The sequence below is a fragment of the Shewanella sp. 4t3-1-2LB genome (assembly GCF_017368415.1).
Lineage (GTDB): Bacteria > Pseudomonadota > Gammaproteobacteria > Enterobacterales > Shewanellaceae > Shewanella > Shewanella fodinae.
Genome location: NZ_JAFNJD010000060.1, coordinates 1 through 15,539 on the forward strand (window position 1 = coordinate 1; position 15,539 = coordinate 15,539).

Genomic DNA, 15,539 nt, shown 5'->3' on the forward strand with positions numbered 1-15,539 from the left:
TGGGTCTTCAATGAGTTTCAAATGGTCAAACAAGGACATGGATTAGGCTGAGTAGAATAACATGCCTGATCAGATCATGCTGATATCGATAAGTTCCATGCTGTTAACAAAGTATGATCCCACCCTGTGAGTTACAGCAATCAACGACAAAAGAACAACCTTTTACATCTGGTCAGCAAACAATAACCGATGAGGCTGCAAAAAAAATATCCAATCTGGCGCGTATCGCATTCCTATTGGAAATTGCAGAGACCATTGCCCGGGAACATCTGGCAACGGAGAATAAAATTATAGGACTGGATAAGCGTTGTAACTGAACATGTTCGGCAATACTGAGCACAAAGAATTAAAAGACGTAAACTATTTTAATAGATTGAAATAGCACATAAATTATCTGAATGGGTGCGAGTGAGTAACATATAAGACTGGTGGTACCGTGGTTTTTTCGCCGCTGTTATTGGGTGGCAATTCGGACAGGCGGTTGTTCTTTGTAGCCAAAATAGGTAGGTGTTAACTATTGTGCTGAGATGCACATTTGCTTTAAGCACCGTTGTTTGATGCAGTGCGCTAATAAAATCATAGGTTCACGCATTTTTTATGTATAAAAAAGCAAGCCGAATAGGCTTGCTTTTTCTCTATCTAACCTTTGGGCTAGATAGCCATGATATTGGTTGCTTGAGGACCTTTGGGTCCATCAGTCACAGTAAATTGTACTGCCTGACCTTCGGCGAGGGTTTTGAATCCTGCGCCAGTGATTTCGCGATAATGTGCGAATACGTCTGGGCCAGATTTTTGCTCAATAAAGCCAAAACCTTTTGCTTCGTTAAACCATTTTACAGTGCCGGTAGTGGTATTAGACATAATAATATCCTGAATATTTAATAATTTAGTGCCTATGAAGGCGATCATAGCTTTTAAAATTTAGACTGACACTTAGAAACTGCAGGACGGAATATTATGAATAATGCACGTAATGTAGGTTTTAAATTTGAGGCTCTATTTTCAGCTGCGGTCACTGTACAGGGAATGACCGGTGCTGTCTATTACTATTTGATAGTGGCAGCGGAATTGTGTGAGTGTCTATGGGATCGTTCCGTGAGCTAAACAACTTTGCTCGAATGAGACATTATCTTGCAATATCAAAAAGGTATGAAGAATTAGCAAGGAATTATGCGAGCATGGTATCACTGGCATTTCAATGATGTGGCTACCATATATTAGTGAATGAAATTTATACAGCAAAGTTCAACATGCCTAGCAATACCAATGCTGTCTTAAAAGACCAATACAGCTTTTTACTGGTGGGCAGTGGTTACGCAGTCGGGATAGTGTTGAAACTTGGTACAAACGGGGTGTTGAATGTCACCGCCAATGGTAAGTCGATTGCGTAAAGGCGCTGTGCTACCGCTGACGAACATGTGACAGGTGTTGTCGTTTAACATGTGGAATATTTTTTAACGTTAACGCAACAAAAGCACTGTTCATGCTGAAGAACTTGGCGCAAAATCGAATTTTTCATCGATAAATGCTGGTGAGTCTACCCCCGGTTTAAGAGGTTTATATGGCAGAGTTTCAGCAAGTCACCGTGGCGAAAAAAGCCAATATCTATTTTGATGGCAAAGTGACCAGTCGCAAGCTGACATTTGCGGATGGTTCAGTCAAAACCCTGGGCATCATGCTGCCGGGGGAATATCAGTTTGGCACCGATGCGCCAGAACTGATGCAGATCCAGGCCGGAGCACTGGATGTGCTGCTACCCGGTAGCGACCAGTGGTTAACCGTAACGGCGGGTGAGCAGTTTGCAGTACCGGGTAACAGCCGCTTTTCATTAAAAGTGCACAGTGTCACCGATTATTGCTGCTCTTATCTGAAATAATCGATGGAGAGCAAACAATGGCACAGGATAAATATACCCAAGGGTTAGCGATACGGCGGGCAGTGCTGGGGGATGCTTATGTTGATAACTCGCTGAAAAATGCCACTGATTTCACTCGACCGCTGCAAGCGCTGATCACCGCCAATTGTTGGGGAGAAATCTGGAGCAGCGAAGTGATCCCTCCTCGGACTCGCAGTCTGATCACCATCGCAACACTGGTGGCGTTACGCGCTAGCGAAGAGATTAAAGTGCATGTGCGCGGGGCATTGCGTAATGGGTGTAGTGTTGCCGAAATTCAGGATGTATTGCTGCAGACCACCGTTTATTGCGGAGTGCCCGCTGGGATCGAAGCCTTCCGCGCCGCAAAAGAGGTGATTGAACAATGGCAGCAGGAACAGTCTGAATAACGCCGCAGTATATTGTGGTCGCGGGGAGTCTTCATGTTAGCAGTCAGGGCGTTTACTGAGGCAGATTTTCCAGCCGTCAGTGCCATTTATCAGCAAGGTATTGCCAGTGGCCAAGCGACATTTCAGGTCGCCAACAAAAGCTGGCAAGAGTGGGACGGCTCCATGCTGCCACAGTGTCGGCTGGTGGCCGTATCTGGTGACAACATACTGGGGTGGGCGGCGCTGTCTGCAGTATCGGCGCGGCCAGTATATGCCGGAGTTGCGGAAGTCAGCATCTATGTGGCTAATGAAGCTAAACAGCGCGGTGTGGGGTCGGCTTTGATGCACCGTCTTATCGATGATTCGGAAGCGGCTGGTTTCTGGACCTTACAAGCTGGGATTTTCAGTGAAAACCTTGCCAGTATTGCGCTGCACCAAAAGTATGGTTTTAAACTGCTGGGGATCCGTGAAAAACTCGGACAGTTGCATGGGGTCTGGCGCGATGTTGCCTTTATGGAACGTCGCAGTCAGCGCGTAGGCTTGCCAGCAATCGTTGAACAGGCTGTGTAATCAGGCAAGCTTTCTAAATTAAGCCATAATAATTTCAATGAGATAAGCCCTGTGAACGCTTCTATGAAAAAGGCTGTTTTGATCGTGGCCGCATTACTGGTGATTGCTTGGTTACTCACCGGGTTGTTTGTCTGGCGAGAAGCGCGGAATGAGGTAGTTTTTCTCTGCGGCAATTTTACTCCTGGCGTCAGTAAAACCTCAGTGCTTAGACAACTCGCAACCGGTGAATTTTTACGCCTGTCCGTGCAGTCGTTGAACGATGGTAGTCGCCTTGTGGCCGATAGCCCTTACACCTTAGGGTATTATCGTTGTGTGATTGAGTTTGACAGCAACGACAAGGTGCGCCGAGCATCGCTTGAGTAATTTGAAGCTTACACTATTGCGGCTCAACACCCGCACTGTATGTAAAACATTCGCCAGCGCTTGGGGTTCAGGACACATAATTTCCACCATGAATAGCGAACGGTTCCAGCGCTGTTGCGACTATTGGCATACTGCGGTGTGGTTGGGTCGCTGAAATTAGCGGCAATCGTGTTGAGTGCCGTTGGCGCAATCTCCCACCATTACCGGTCGCGGCGAGTTCATCACCGCTTGGTGGCTACATTTCTTACCTATGACATCGGCTCACATCGCTGACAGTAAGCCATCTGTGGCCTTTTATTGTGACGATATAGCGGTTGCCGCTTGGCCCCTGCGGCTGATTGCAGAGCAGGGGGCTTTGTCTAGATTAACTCTTAGATGGTGTTGTTGCTGGTGGGGCCGAAATTATCGGTAGTTGGCCGGTTGATGGCGAGCGAATCAACTAATGAGCAACCGGGCTGGACGACCGCTTTATTGGGCAGGTTATCGATAACGTAGTCGGGGAGCTTCAGAGATGACCGAGTGGCAACTTGCAGCATTCAGTTGCAGACGGTGTTGGCGCTGTAACTCAGCGCCCAGATTTTAGTTTTTTCATAAATAGTTTTAATTGTGGGCCAAATTCGCTGAACAGCGGATGTTGACGTTCTGCCAGCATCACTTCGCTAAACAGTTTCAAACCCACGATAAAACCTTGGGTTTGTTCATGGCTGAAACCCAAGCGATCATCTACTTTGTCCAGAATAGCAAAGATGTCGTCATGGTTAGTGGTATCAAAGCTCATCTGTTGCACTGCGGTATTGCCTACCATTTTTTCGACAGTGATACGATATTGGTGCGCCATAGAAAAATTCCCGCTGTGATTCGTCACCGTCACAGTTTTGTTTTATAGATTTAGTTGATAAAATCAATTAAATCCCGATTAGTTGATAAAGTCAACCAATGAATATCAATCAATCCCTGTTTGCGTTGCTCGAATCGCACAAAGCCGCCTTGCAAAAACGGTTTAACCGTGAGCTGCCAGAAATGTCATTGCTATATTTTCGCGTGCTGCGGCAAGTGGGGGCGGGGTACGGTATTACCCCTCAGTCAGTAGCGCAGAAGCTGCACCGTGATAAGGCTCAGGTCACCCGTTTGGTGGTTGAAATGGAGCAGCAAGGACTGCTACAGAAGCTCCCGCATCCGCAGGATCGCCGTAGTGTATTACTGCAACTAACGGCCAAAGGCGCTTCCTGTCTGGCGCAGGCTGACGTGTTACAACAGCAAGTGGTGAGCAAAATGACGTTAGGCATCTCCACATCACAACTGCAACAGCTAGATGAGGTACTGCAACAGATGCGTGAGAATCTGCACTCTGCGGATTAGTGCTGACAAATGTTGCCGGGTATCGGTTGGAACCTGCTGTCTTAATTGGAAAAAATGACAATATATCAACCTGTGACTTGATCTGTTTTGCACTATGCTAAAAGAGCTTAGCTGTTTGTTGAATTTTTGGACTTTCTGGCCGCAAAATAACCTTATTAGCGTTAGTGTTTTTCAGCCTTAGCTTGACAAGGACACAGTCAATGTCACTCAGCAGCAAAATATTATTTGCCGTGCTGGCGGTGTTTGTCGCAGGTTTTTTTATTCTGCAATACGCCACTTATAGGTTTATTCAGCGAGAGTCAGAAGAGGAGCTACTCCAGTCAGCTGAGCGGATCCGGGCGGTATTAATGGCGACTCGCCGCGTCTACCACCATCAGTTTCTTGAAAGCGGCCTACCACTAACGGATAAAACGTTAGGCTTCTTACCCGCCCACGCATTGGGATTGATCTCCAAGGATATCCCCCATTGGGAACAATCCGGTTTTTCATTCAACAATGTGTCTGATGTCCCTCGTAATGCTGATCACCAGGCAGATGCTGTTGAACAGACGGCAATTGACTACTTTAAGCAACACCCGCAAGCGCAGCGGTTGTTTGTCCCCTTCACCGATGTCAAAGGGCGAGCGTTTTATCATTATGCTCGACCGATCTGGGTGGAGCCCTATTGCTTGAGCTGCCACGGTGCCAAGGCATCGGCACCAGCGACTATTCGTGCGCACTACGACTCTGCCTACAACTATCAGGTGGGCAATTTGCGCGGCATTGTCAGTATTAAGATCCCCGGCGAGATTGTGGCACAGCGGGTTCAGCATATTTTTACCATGCAGTTCTGGTGGATTTTTTGTTCTACGGCGCTGTTGTTGCTGGTGATTCTGCTATTGATTAAACGCAATGTTATTGGGCCGATTGCCAAGCTGAGCCAAGGCATTGAGAGCATGGGGGACAGCAAAACACCAGTAGCACAACTGGAAATCTTACCCGGTGAATTCAGCCGCATTGGTCATGCGTTCAACCAGATGGTTGCCCGTATCAAGCAAAAGGAAGCCGCGCTGAAGGAAAGTGAATCAAAATTCCGCACGTTGGTTGAAGTGGCACAAGATGGGGTAGTGCAGGCTAATCAGCAGGGGGACGTGATCTTTTGTAATCATGCTGCCGAGTTGCTATTTGGCTATCTTGAAGATGAAATGGTGGGTAAACCCTTAGCCAATTTGATCCCCAGTCGCTACCTACCACAGCGGTTCGCCAGTGGCGGGCTGACGTTGGGGCGTTCAGCAGCTTATGTAGGGCGCATCAGTGAAGTGGTGGGAAATCATCGCCTTGGTCACGAATTGCAGATTGAGATGTCGCTGAGCAGTTGGCAGCAAAGTGGCGAAACTTATTTTGTGGCAGTCATGCGCGATATTACTGAACGCAAACAGGCGGAAGAGCAAATCCGTACGCTGGTTTTTTATGATCCGCTGACAGCGCTGCCCAATCGTAGATTGCTGCTGGAGCGTTTGAAAACAGCACGCATCAACAGTGCTCGCAGCGGTCGTTATGATGCGCTGTTGATGTTGGATCTCGACAATTTCAAAATGCTTAATGACACCCAGGGCCATAGTGTGGGCGACCGGCTTTTGGTCGAAGTTGCCAAACGCATTCAACAAATATTGCCGACACAGGATACTCTTGCACGTATCGGCGGTGATGAATTTATGATCCTGCTAGAAGGCCTCGCTTCAGAATTCAGTATTGCGGTTACCGAAGCTACCGCAATGGCCCAAAAAGTTCGAGCGCAGTTATTGCAGCCGTTTGATATTGATCTGTTGCTTGTTGGGCATATGGCGACGGTCAGCATCGGTGTTACGATTTTCTGCGGTGATGACATCTCTATTGATGAAATGCTGACGCAGGTGGATATGGCGCTCAACAAAGCTAAATCATGTGGCCGTAATAATATCCAGTTTTTTGATGCGACTATCCAGCAAGCCATCTCTTACCGTAGTCACATCGAACACGCATTAAAACAAGCAATTCCGAAACATGAACTGCTGCTTTATTACCAGCCGCAGGTAGATAGTCATGGCACGATGTTCGGGGTGGAAGCGCTGTTGCGCTGGCAAAATGCCCAAGGTGAACTGGTGTCGCCAGAGCAGTTTATTCCGATAGCGGAAGAGTCAGGGATCATCAATGAGATTGGGTTATGGGTGCTGCAGCAGGCATGCCGACAACTCGTTAGTTGGCAGCAGTCGCCGCAAACCCAAGCACTGTATATTGCTATTAACGTCAGTGCTCGTCAGTTTTTACGCAGTAATTACGTTACCGAAGTGCTCCATGAGCTGGCAACCTCTGGCGCCAGAGCTGACCGCCTGAAACTGGAGTTGACTGAAAGTACGGTGTTGCAGGATGTCGAGTCTGCTAAGCAGAAAATATTGCAGTTGAAAGCCTCTGGCGTGCAGTTTGCCCTAGACGATTTTGGTACTGGGTATTCATCGTTGGCCTATTTGAAACAACTGCCTGTCGATCAGGTCAAGATTGATCGCTCGTTCGTTAAAGATGTGACGGATAACCCTGGTGATGCGGCCATCGTGGAGGCAATCCTAGGCATTTGCCGCTCTCTGTCCCTAGAGGTGATCGCTGAAGGGGTAGAAACGGCTGCGCAGCGAGATTTTCTGTTACAACATGGCTGTGGTCATTTTCAGGGATTCTTCTTCAGTAGACCGCTGCCGATAACGCGATTGATGGCAACATTTTTCAAGAATACGAACTAAGAAGATCTGCCGCTATTGCAGGGTTGATGATGTCTGACAGATGTGCGTTGCTTTAAGCGTTGCGGCAATAGCTTTTGCAACTGTATCAACTTGCAGTATTTACCAGCGTGACATTGCGGTTCTTGAGAGCGTAAAAGGTGACTTTTTGAGGGGAAATCCGCTGTGGTTAACCACAGCGGATTTCGTAACACAACACAATTTGAACAAGGATGAAGGCTAGAGCGGTAAGGTCACTTTGACCCAGAATTTGTCCCCTTCGGGACGGTTTTCCGCCGTCACTTCTTTTTGGTATCTCAATTCTAGAGAGCCCATTTGACCATCGATTTTTACCGCAGGGCCAATAGCAAAAGCTTTGCCTTTATAGCCATCTTGATAAACAACTCCGCCCACTTTATCGTCGGTAGTTTGTTGGTAATAGTATCCAGCGACTCCCAGCGTGTAGTTTGCCAAATGGTAGCCCAGCGCGTAATCGAAGTGGAATTCTTGACCGGATTTATAGTCGGTATCATCGTTTTTGGCGTTGATATCGTACATAAACTTGCCAGAAGCTTCGAAGCCATTATTCAGATAAGTCGCAACGAATACTGGCGTTGTTACCCAATAGTTACGGCCAGGATTGGCAAAGCGGTACTGGTTGTATTCACCGGTAGGCGCTGTAAATTCCAGCGCTGCGCCAAAATGCCAGTTGGTAAAGTGCCAGCCTAGCATGATGGGCGCGAAGGAAATATCGCCCAACCCGCTGACACTGGAGTTGATATCTGTACTCCCCGCTTGCAGAGAGCCACTGATGTGTACCAATGGAATAGTGGTATATACGCCGTAGTCGGCCCCCAACAGTTGGTAATGTGTCATGTAGATAAAACGCGATACATCAGCGCTGGCCTGCAGGTTGATTTTCACGCCACTGTTGTGACCGTCCGCATCGTTCAGACGGTCAACGGTGTAGTGGTTGAGAAAATTCTGATAGTACAGCCCTGCAGGTGGCAAAGCTCCGGCCATATAGCCTTCGGCTCCGTTCGGGTAAACACCGCCACCGCCTTCAGTTGCCAGTACGCTGCTACTGAACAAACTGGCAGTCACCAAGGCGGAAGCTAAAACTGCTAACTTAGTCATAGTGTCTCCGCTCATTTACCGGTTTTGATATATTCAAGGGCATTTTGGGCTGCTTTGCGGCCAGAATAGGTCGCGAAGCCAAATGCGTGTCCTGAGGCCCACAAGGTGTAGGTGTCTGAGTAAATACCTCCTACATCGTTACCACCGGCATACAAGCCTTTGATAGGGTTATCATCAGTATTCACCACGGACATCTGAGTATTGATGCGCAGTCCACCAACAGAGGTGAAGTGATACGGCATCAGCTTCACCGCATACAAGTGACCGTGATTTAGTGGTCGTGTCCACATGCGATCCTTATTGAAGGCTTCATCGTAATGAGTGGTTGCGGCCAGATTGTAGCTGTCGTATGCGTGTTTTAGATTGGCTACAGGGACATCAATCGCTTTGGCCAACTGTTCAATACTGCTCGCTGACTTGAAGCTTTCGCTGTTAGCCGCCAGGGCGTTTTTGATTTCGGTATCGATGTTTTTCAACTTGGTCATCACCGGAACCAATACCCCTACGCCATTATCAACCCCATCATTCTTGGCGTGTTGTAACTCGGCATCATCAAAAATGGCCCAAGCGTAATGACCTTTCTGACGACCGATGGCATTACCGGCATGAGCAAAACTGAATGCCACGGTTTCGTCTACAAAACGGTTACCGTGGGCGTTGACCCACATATTGGCGGGTTGCCAGGTCATGGTATAGATGTTACCCAGTGGAATAATGCCCTTCCCGTCGGTGCCAGGATGAAGCATTAAGGTTTCACCTTCGTGGGCGGCACCAATTTCACGCCCCATCTCAATGCCATCACCGGTTTTGTTTAGCGGCAGGGTAGGTTTGAAGTCTTTACCGTCAAAGTGGGTCCACTTGTCGATTTTTTCCGGGCTGTTGCCGAAACCGCCAGTACCGATAATGACCGCCTTGGCATGGATGACAATGTCATTGCCTTTGTGATCCTTCGCTTTCACGCCAGTTACTTTGCCGTTTTCATAGATCAGGGTGTTGGCGGGGGTACGCATCAGAAACTGTACCCCGTCTTTTTCCGCATGTTCCTGCAGCGCTGTGACCAGGGCTGCGCCATGCACGAAATGCTCACGGTTTTTGATCAGATGCCAAGTTTCCGGTTCTTTAGGGGAAATCTGCACCACTTCAAAATCAACACCATGTTTGTTTAACCAACGCAGATTGTCGGCCGATTCATCAACAAATTCGCGTTCGATGGCACCATCGTTTTTGAAATGAGAATATTCCATGATGTGTTCATAGGCTTGATCTCTGGTGAGCCCATAAGATTTTGCGCGTTGATAGTCGCTTTCAACTGCAAACAAGCCTTCGGCGAAATTGGAACTGCCGCCAAGGTAAGGATTTTTTTCTACTACAATCACTTTTGCACCGGCTTCTGCACCTGTGACGGCCGCTGCTAATCCCACGGAGCCGCCACCGACAACGGCAATATCAGTAGTGTATTCAATGGTTTTTCCATAAGCAGTCTGGCAGGCAAGAGCCAAAATGCCTAGGGCAAATACGTTATTCAATGTTGCTTTCATATATGTCACCCTCAATGGCCCGGATTACTTGATTTTGCTGAACTTGGCGTCCCTGACGATAGGACCGTGGCAGTTCTGGCAGAAGTTGGTTAATTGGGTATGGCTGGAGTGGCAACTGCTGCATTCCAGGTTCTCAAAGTGCGGACTCATGTGGGGGTTCTGTTGCATATCTTTAGTTTTCTGGGCCAGTTCGTTATAAGAACCATGACAGGCCAGACAACTGCTGTTTTTAACAGCGGCTTGTGTATCAGCACCATGGCAGTTTTGGCATTTAACGCCATTTTTTAAATGGTAGGCTTGCCACTGGAATTCCTGAGCTTGCGCAATACTGCTGCCGCTTAATATCAATAGCGACATAGAAAATGCGATAGTGATTAATTTCATCTTGGTTTACCCTCTCTAGGTGATGCAAAATGGTTTGACATAGTTTTATTTTGCAATGGGTATTTTATTTTGTTTGAGTTGAGTAACCAGATGTTTAATACCTAGTGATTGCTAAGTAAAATTACCTAAGCTGTTTTTTATGATTTATGATTTTTATTTTTAACAGTATGTTATGTATTATCATTTTTTAATTAATTCTAAATTATAGGTAATATTACCTATTAATAATTAGGACATGTCACGGTACTCAAAAATAAAATCTCAGCGGTAGATTTTAGATATGTGACTGGACTCCCAAATGTCAGTGGTGTCAAACCAGACAGGGCCTTAATCCCACGCTAAAATGGCCGTATGCAAAAGCTGGCGTTGGGGGACGTATGAGCATTCTTGCTAGTTCTTATCATGAAGGGCCGTTACTGGATAAGTATAATAATTTATTAATATCGCATGAACGTTACCGTGCGATGTTTGATAATATTCCTTTGGCATATATGTCCATGAATGAAAATGCAGCTATTATTGATTTTAATAATGCTTTTTCAGAATTAACTGGATATTCCTGTGAGGAGGTTTATATGAAGCCTTTCTCATTTTTCTTATATGATAAGAAAGATATTGAATATCATGTTAATGTGACTTTTCCCCGATTCAAACGTAATGGATTTGCTCGTAATCAACCTTGGAAATTAAAACACAAGTCAGGACGTGAAATTTATGTCATTGTCCATGGTAATGTTCGCTACGATACTGATGGGCGTTTTATTCAGACCCACTGTTTAATCGTCGATGTCACGGAGCAGCGCTTAGCCCGTGAAGAATGCCAGCGAGCGGAGTCAAAAGCACAGCTAATTCTTGATGTTATTTCTGAGCGTGTCACATTTCACGATCGTGAGCATCATGTTCTATGGGCCAACAAAAATGCTCGTTCCAATGCTGCTCCTGAATGTATGCCAACCCAGCAACCTTGTGTCAATGAGCTGGATTCCTGCGATAAGTGCCCGGTAAATCGCGTTTTTAAAAATCATCAGGCGGCCTTCGGTGAAGTGCAGAACCAAGGACGGTTACTGCAGGTGTCGGCCTATCCAGTATTGGAAGAAAATGGTGAATTGAGTGGGGTGGTGCAGGTCGCCCGCGATATTACCGAACAACGTGATCTGGAGCATGAGTTACTGCGACTGAGTACCAGTGAGCGGCGGCGCATTGGCAGCGATTTGCACGATGGCGTTGGGCAGGAACTTACGGGCTTGTCGTTCCTCGCTAGTGCTATGGCAAATCAGTTGCAAAGCCGCAGCGATCCCTTGAGTGAACTGGCGGGGAAAATCGTTGAGACAGTCGGGCGCGCCCGCCAACGCATGTATAACGTGCTGCAAGGACTCAGCCATGTGCCAGAGGGGCCTGATGGGCTGACCAGAGTTTTAGCATCCTTGCAGCAATCCGTACAGGAACTTTATGGGGTTGCCTGTACTTTTCATCAGCCACAAAGCGTGTTGATTAATGATGAAGTGATCAGCGCCCATTTATTCAACATTGCCAGCAAAGCGGTCAGTAATGCCATGAAATACAGCCAGTGCTCGCAATTGCGGATAACGCTTGAACAAACAGGGCACTGGCTATTGCTTGAGGTTCAGGATAATGGCTGTGGCATTGCGGACGTGAGTCAGCGTCGAGGTGCGATGGGGCTCAAGATCATGCAGTATCGTGCCACCATGATGGGTGGCGAATTGAAAATTGCAACCGGTGCGCAGGGAACCTGCATCAGCTGTGAAGTCCCATTAACAACTGCGAGCCAGAATGGAGAGAATCATGAACCTTAATACCCTCAACATTATGCTGGTGGATGATCATGCCATTGTGCGTGAAGGGATCTCTCGACTAATCGAGCAGAGTCCAGATTTACGGGTATGTGCTCAGGCGGAGAATACCGCAACGGCGATGCAACAACTGAACCTGCACCAGGTCGATCTGGCTATTGTTGACCTGTCTCTGGATCAACAAAATGGTCTGGAACTGGTTAAAGCGATACTGCAGCATGATAACGGCATCGCCGTGCTGGTTTTTTCTATGCATCAGGAAGAGATCTATGCCGAACGGGCGTTACGGGCCGGTGCAAAAGGTTATCTGATGAAGAGTGAGTCGCCAGATACCTTGATTGTTGCGATCCGTAAACTGCAGCAAGGTGGCATTTTTCTCAGCGATCGTATGACGAAATCGTTACTCTGTGAGGCCATACATCAAGGTCGCAATCACCAAACCACTTCATTCGGCATTCAGTCGTTAACAGACCGAGAACTAGAAATTTTTACCATGGTGGGCAAAGGGATCCCCAGCAAAGAAATTGCGGTCAATTTAGGACTGAGTGTCAAGACTGTTGATGCGGTGCGGCAGAATATTAAAAACAAATTAGGATTCCAGTGCGCGTCGCAGATGGTCAAATTTGCCATTGAGTATGCTAATGCCGGATAGTCCGCTGTGTTCCTAAAAGCTTATACCCTGACTGTTGCCAGCTAGCGATGAACGGCATAAGCTTTTTCACTCTTAATGAGTGGGAAACTGGAGTTCTTTAATGGCGACAGCCGGAAGCGGATGGTGGCGAGGGTTGTGGCGCTGGTTCTGGCGCCTGTTGTGTCTGTGGTTGCTGCTTTCGTTGACTGCTGTACTGCTACTGCGTTTTGTGGATCCGCCCTATTGGAGTTGGCGTTTAGCTCGGGCTATTGATCCGCCAGCAAAAATCACCCAGGTGCGGCAGCAATGGCAACCGCTTTCTGCCATTTCCCGCAACTTACAACTGGCGGTGATCGCCAGCGAAGATCAGCGTTTCCCGGAGCACTTTGGTTTTGATTTTAAACAGATTAGCGATGCTATTGCCGATGCCCGTAAAGGTGATAGTTTGCGTGGTGCCAGTACTATCAGTCAGCAAACGGCGAAAAATCTCTTTATGTGGCCTTCGCGCAGTTTTGTGCGTAAAGGACTGGAAGCCTGGTTTACGCTGTTACTTGAACTGTGTTGGGACAAACAACGGATTTTGGAAGTCTATCTCAATGTGGTGGAATTTGGGCCCGGTATCTATGGTGCCGATGCTGCCGCACACCATTATTTTCACAAACCCGCTGCCAGACTGAGTCGTTACGAAGCGGCGTTGCTAGCGGCAATATTACCGAATCCATGGCATTACCGCATCACCCCACCATCCGCTTATATGGCTGAACGGGCGGACTGGATCAGCACCCAGATGCAGCAGTTGGGGCCGGTAACGTTGCAAAAGCTAGATTGAGTCACACATAGCGGATTAAGGATTGGTCAATCCGCTATCTGGCACACGCACTGTTACAGTTTAAAGCGCGACACTTCTTGATGTAATGACTGGGCAAGCACCGCAAGTTGCTGGGCTTTGCCAGTGGCATCTACCGCTTCATCGGATAAATGCTCTGAAACTTCTCTGATGGATTCTGTATTACGGTTTATCTCGCCAGTAACTGATGTCTGTTCTTCGGCAGCAGTGGCTATCTGACTGGCCATGTCAGAGATACGTGTGATTGCTTCTGAGATATGCTCCAGACTGGTGCTGGCAACAGTAACATCTGACACACTGGTTTCGGCGAGGCCGTAACTGGAGTTCATTGAGTCCACCGCTTTCGAAGCGGTTTGCTGCAAGGTTTCAATCATGTTTTGTATTTCTTGGGTGGAGGCATGAGTTTTCTGCGACAACACCCGCACCTCATCGGCAACTACGGCGAATCCGCGACCTTGTTCTCCCGCTCTGGCCGCTTCGATGGCGGCATTAAGCGCCAGTAGGTTCGTCTGCTCAGCGATGTTGCTGATGGTCAACAATATGCTGTTGATGGCCTGGGATTGGTTATTCAGTTCTTTGATGATGACCCCGGCATGTTCGACCTCAGTCGCGAGGCCATTAATCGATGAGTGACTTTTTAACACCTGCTGTTTACCTTCATCGGTAAGCAGTACCGCTTCTTTGGCAGTATTCGCGGTTTGCTCAGCATTGTTGGCAATCTCTTCGGTAGCGCTTGCCATCTCGGTCACTGCGGTGGCGACCATGGTGACTTCATTCTGCTGCACCGAGATATTCTGGCTGTTATTTTCAGCGGAGGTTGTGGTGGTTTTAGCTTGTTCTTGCAGTCGTTCTGCAATGTCACGGGTTCTAGAAATCATGCCATGAAGTCTTGCAACGAAACGGTTGAAGCCACTGGCCAGTTTGCCAATTTCATCTTGTTCGTTTTTAACCTTGATACTGACCGTTAAATCACCTTCACCTTCGGCGATATTTTGCAGTGCAGTCGATACACTCTCTAATTCTTGGAACTGAAATTTAAAGACCATGTATGAGGCAAAAGCAAATATAACCAGGAAAATAATGCCGGTAACAATCATTTTCCACGCCAGACCTGATGCCTCACTCATAATAATGTCTTTATCCATAATGAAGGCTAAAGCCCATTCAGTATTTGGCAGGTTAACAACATATATCAGCTGTTCAGAGTCATTAATATTTTTCTCATATAAATCGTCAGACTTGGCCATTAAATTCATTTCAGAGGAGGTAAAGCTGTCATTGATCTCGCGCATCTGTTTACCGTTGAACGAGGCGTCCGGATGACTAATAATTGTTCCATCATGATCAAATAAAATACCGTAGCCGTTTCCTGGCAGGTGTAATTTGCGTACGGCTTCAGTCAGTTCATCAATGGCAACATTTACGGTTGCTACCCCATAAAAGGCATTGTGTTTCCTGATGGGCGTGGCAATGGTGACTACCATTTTTTTCATGGCAGCACTGACATAAGGCTTGGTCACAAACATTGCATTTGTACTTTTCACTCCTTTGTACCAGGGGCGCACCCGTGGATCGAAGCCCGGGGTCACAATAGACGGATCCTGACGGATCATATTACCCTGTTCATCTCCCATGGAGGTCAAGCCGAATTGCATCGCTTCGTGAATCAATACCAGATAGGGCACCGGAGATTCATCCAGATGCTGTTCAAGGGTTTTTGCCAGGCTTTGCACCGCATTTTTTCTGTCAAGTATCCATTGTCCTTTGTCCACCGCAAAGGTATTGGATAATTCTCTTACTTCTCTTTTGGTATTTGAAAGTGAAGTATCACGAATGACATAAGATGACAGTGCTACCATCAAGGTTAATATTAACAATATAGAAACAACACAAAAAATAAGAAGCCTAGAC

General features: G+C 47.3%; 16 protein-coding genes. 10 read left to right on the forward strand and 6 right to left on the reverse strand.

What is annotated here, in order from left to right; translation table 11 throughout:
- Positions 1–651: 651 nt before the first annotated feature.
- Positions 652–861: a cold-shock protein gene (locus J3L11_RS17365; RefSeq protein ID WP_133037936.1), complete on the reverse strand. Its 210-nt coding sequence runs from the start codon at positions 859–861 to the stop codon at positions 652–654.
- Positions 862–1,250: 389 nt separating this feature from the next.
- Between J3L11_RS17365 and J3L11_RS17370 the strand changes: the two genes are divergently transcribed.
- The 5 genes from J3L11_RS17370 to J3L11_RS17390 all read left to right on the forward strand — a co-directional run bounded on the left by J3L11_RS17370 (position 1,251) and on the right by J3L11_RS17390 (position 3,195).
- Positions 1,251–1,391 carry a hypothetical protein gene (locus tag J3L11_RS17370; RefSeq protein WP_165900077.1) on the forward strand — a complete coding sequence of 47 codons (141 nt, stop codon included), beginning with the start codon at positions 1,251–1,253 and terminating at the stop codon, positions 1,389–1,391.
- 170 nt (positions 1,392–1,561) lie between these two features.
- Positions 1,562–1,876 (forward strand): pyrimidine/purine nucleoside phosphorylase, encoded by a 315-nt coding sequence (locus J3L11_RS17375; protein WP_133037935.1) that lies wholly within the window; start codon positions 1,562–1,564, stop codon positions 1,874–1,876.
- A 17-nt stretch (positions 1,877–1,893) separates the two neighbouring features.
- A complete protein-coding gene (locus J3L11_RS17380; RefSeq protein ID WP_133037934.1) occupies positions 1,894–2,283 on the forward strand; it encodes a carboxymuconolactone decarboxylase family protein in 390 nt (129 codons plus the stop codon).
- A gap of 33 nt (positions 2,284–2,316) precedes the next feature.
- A complete protein-coding gene (locus J3L11_RS17385) occupies positions 2,317–2,832 on the forward strand; it encodes a GNAT family N-acetyltransferase (protein ID WP_207571787.1) in 516 nt (171 codons plus the stop codon).
- 63 nt (positions 2,833–2,895) lie between these two features.
- The gene (locus J3L11_RS17390) at positions 2,896–3,195 is read left to right on the forward strand and encodes a hypothetical protein (protein ID WP_207571788.1); all 300 of its coding nucleotides are present in this window, start codon (positions 2,896–2,898) and stop codon (positions 3,193–3,195) included.
- A 565-nt stretch (positions 3,196–3,760) separates the two neighbouring features.
- Here J3L11_RS17390 and J3L11_RS17395 read toward each other — a convergent pair.
- Positions 3,761–4,033, reverse strand: a complete 273-nt coding sequence (locus tag J3L11_RS17395; protein WP_207571789.1) for a DUF3861 domain-containing protein — start codon at positions 4,031–4,033, stop codon at positions 3,761–3,763.
- 98 nt (positions 4,034–4,131) lie between these two features.
- Between J3L11_RS17395 and J3L11_RS17400 the strand changes: the two genes are divergently transcribed.
- Both J3L11_RS17400 and J3L11_RS17405 read left to right on the forward strand, forming a co-directional pair.
- Entirely contained in the window at positions 4,132–4,554 is a 423-nt protein-coding gene (locus tag J3L11_RS17400) for a MarR family transcriptional regulator (protein WP_133037930.1), read from the forward strand.
- A gap of 200 nt (positions 4,555–4,754) precedes the next feature.
- Positions 4,755–7,304, forward strand: coding sequence for an EAL domain-containing protein (locus J3L11_RS17405; RefSeq protein ID WP_207571790.1), 2,550 nt, complete (start codon positions 4,755–4,757; stop codon positions 7,302–7,304).
- 216 nt (positions 7,305–7,520) lie between these two features.
- Here J3L11_RS17405 and J3L11_RS17410 read toward each other — a convergent pair whose 3' ends face one another.
- Genes J3L11_RS17410 through J3L11_RS17420 form a run of 3 tightly spaced genes read right to left on the reverse strand, consistent with a single transcriptional unit; the run spans position 7,521 to position 10,339 of the window.
- Positions 7,521–8,417: a transporter gene (locus J3L11_RS17410; RefSeq protein WP_189617993.1), complete on the reverse strand. Its 897-nt coding sequence runs from the start codon at positions 8,415–8,417 to the stop codon at positions 7,521–7,523.
- An 11-nt stretch (positions 8,418–8,428) separates the two neighbouring features.
- Entirely contained in the window at positions 8,429–9,955 is a 1,527-nt protein-coding gene (locus J3L11_RS17415; RefSeq protein WP_207571791.1) for an FAD-dependent oxidoreductase, read from the reverse strand.
- A 24-nt stretch (positions 9,956–9,979) separates the two neighbouring features.
- Entirely contained in the window at positions 9,980–10,339 is a 360-nt protein-coding gene (locus J3L11_RS17420) for a cytochrome c3 family protein (protein WP_133037926.1), read from the reverse strand.
- A gap of 377 nt (positions 10,340–10,716) precedes the next feature.
- Here J3L11_RS17420 and J3L11_RS17425 point away from each other — a divergent pair, with 377 nt between their 5' ends.
- The 3 genes from J3L11_RS17425 (at position 10,717) to mtgA (ending at position 13,610) form a co-directional block, all read left to right on the forward strand.
- Positions 10,717–12,153: a PAS domain S-box protein gene (locus J3L11_RS17425; RefSeq protein WP_207571792.1), complete on the forward strand. Its 1,437-nt coding sequence runs from the start codon at positions 10,717–10,719 to the stop codon at positions 12,151–12,153.
- Positions 12,143–12,802, forward strand: a complete 660-nt coding sequence (locus J3L11_RS17430) for a response regulator transcription factor (protein WP_165900074.1) — start codon at positions 12,143–12,145, stop codon at positions 12,800–12,802. Before J3L11_RS17425 ends, J3L11_RS17430 begins: the two co-directional genes overlap by 11 nt.
- A gap of 100 nt (positions 12,803–12,902) precedes the next feature.
- A complete protein-coding gene (gene mtgA / locus J3L11_RS17435) occupies positions 12,903–13,610 on the forward strand; it encodes a monofunctional biosynthetic peptidoglycan transglycosylase (protein WP_133037923.1) in 708 nt (235 codons plus the stop codon).
- A 53-nt stretch (positions 13,611–13,663) separates the two neighbouring features.
- On the opposite strand, the gene J3L11_RS17440 is transcribed toward mtgA, so the two are convergent.
- A partial coding sequence (locus J3L11_RS17440) for a methyl-accepting chemotaxis protein (RefSeq protein WP_207571793.1) occupies positions 13,664–15,539 on the reverse strand: 1,876 nt, incomplete at its 5' end.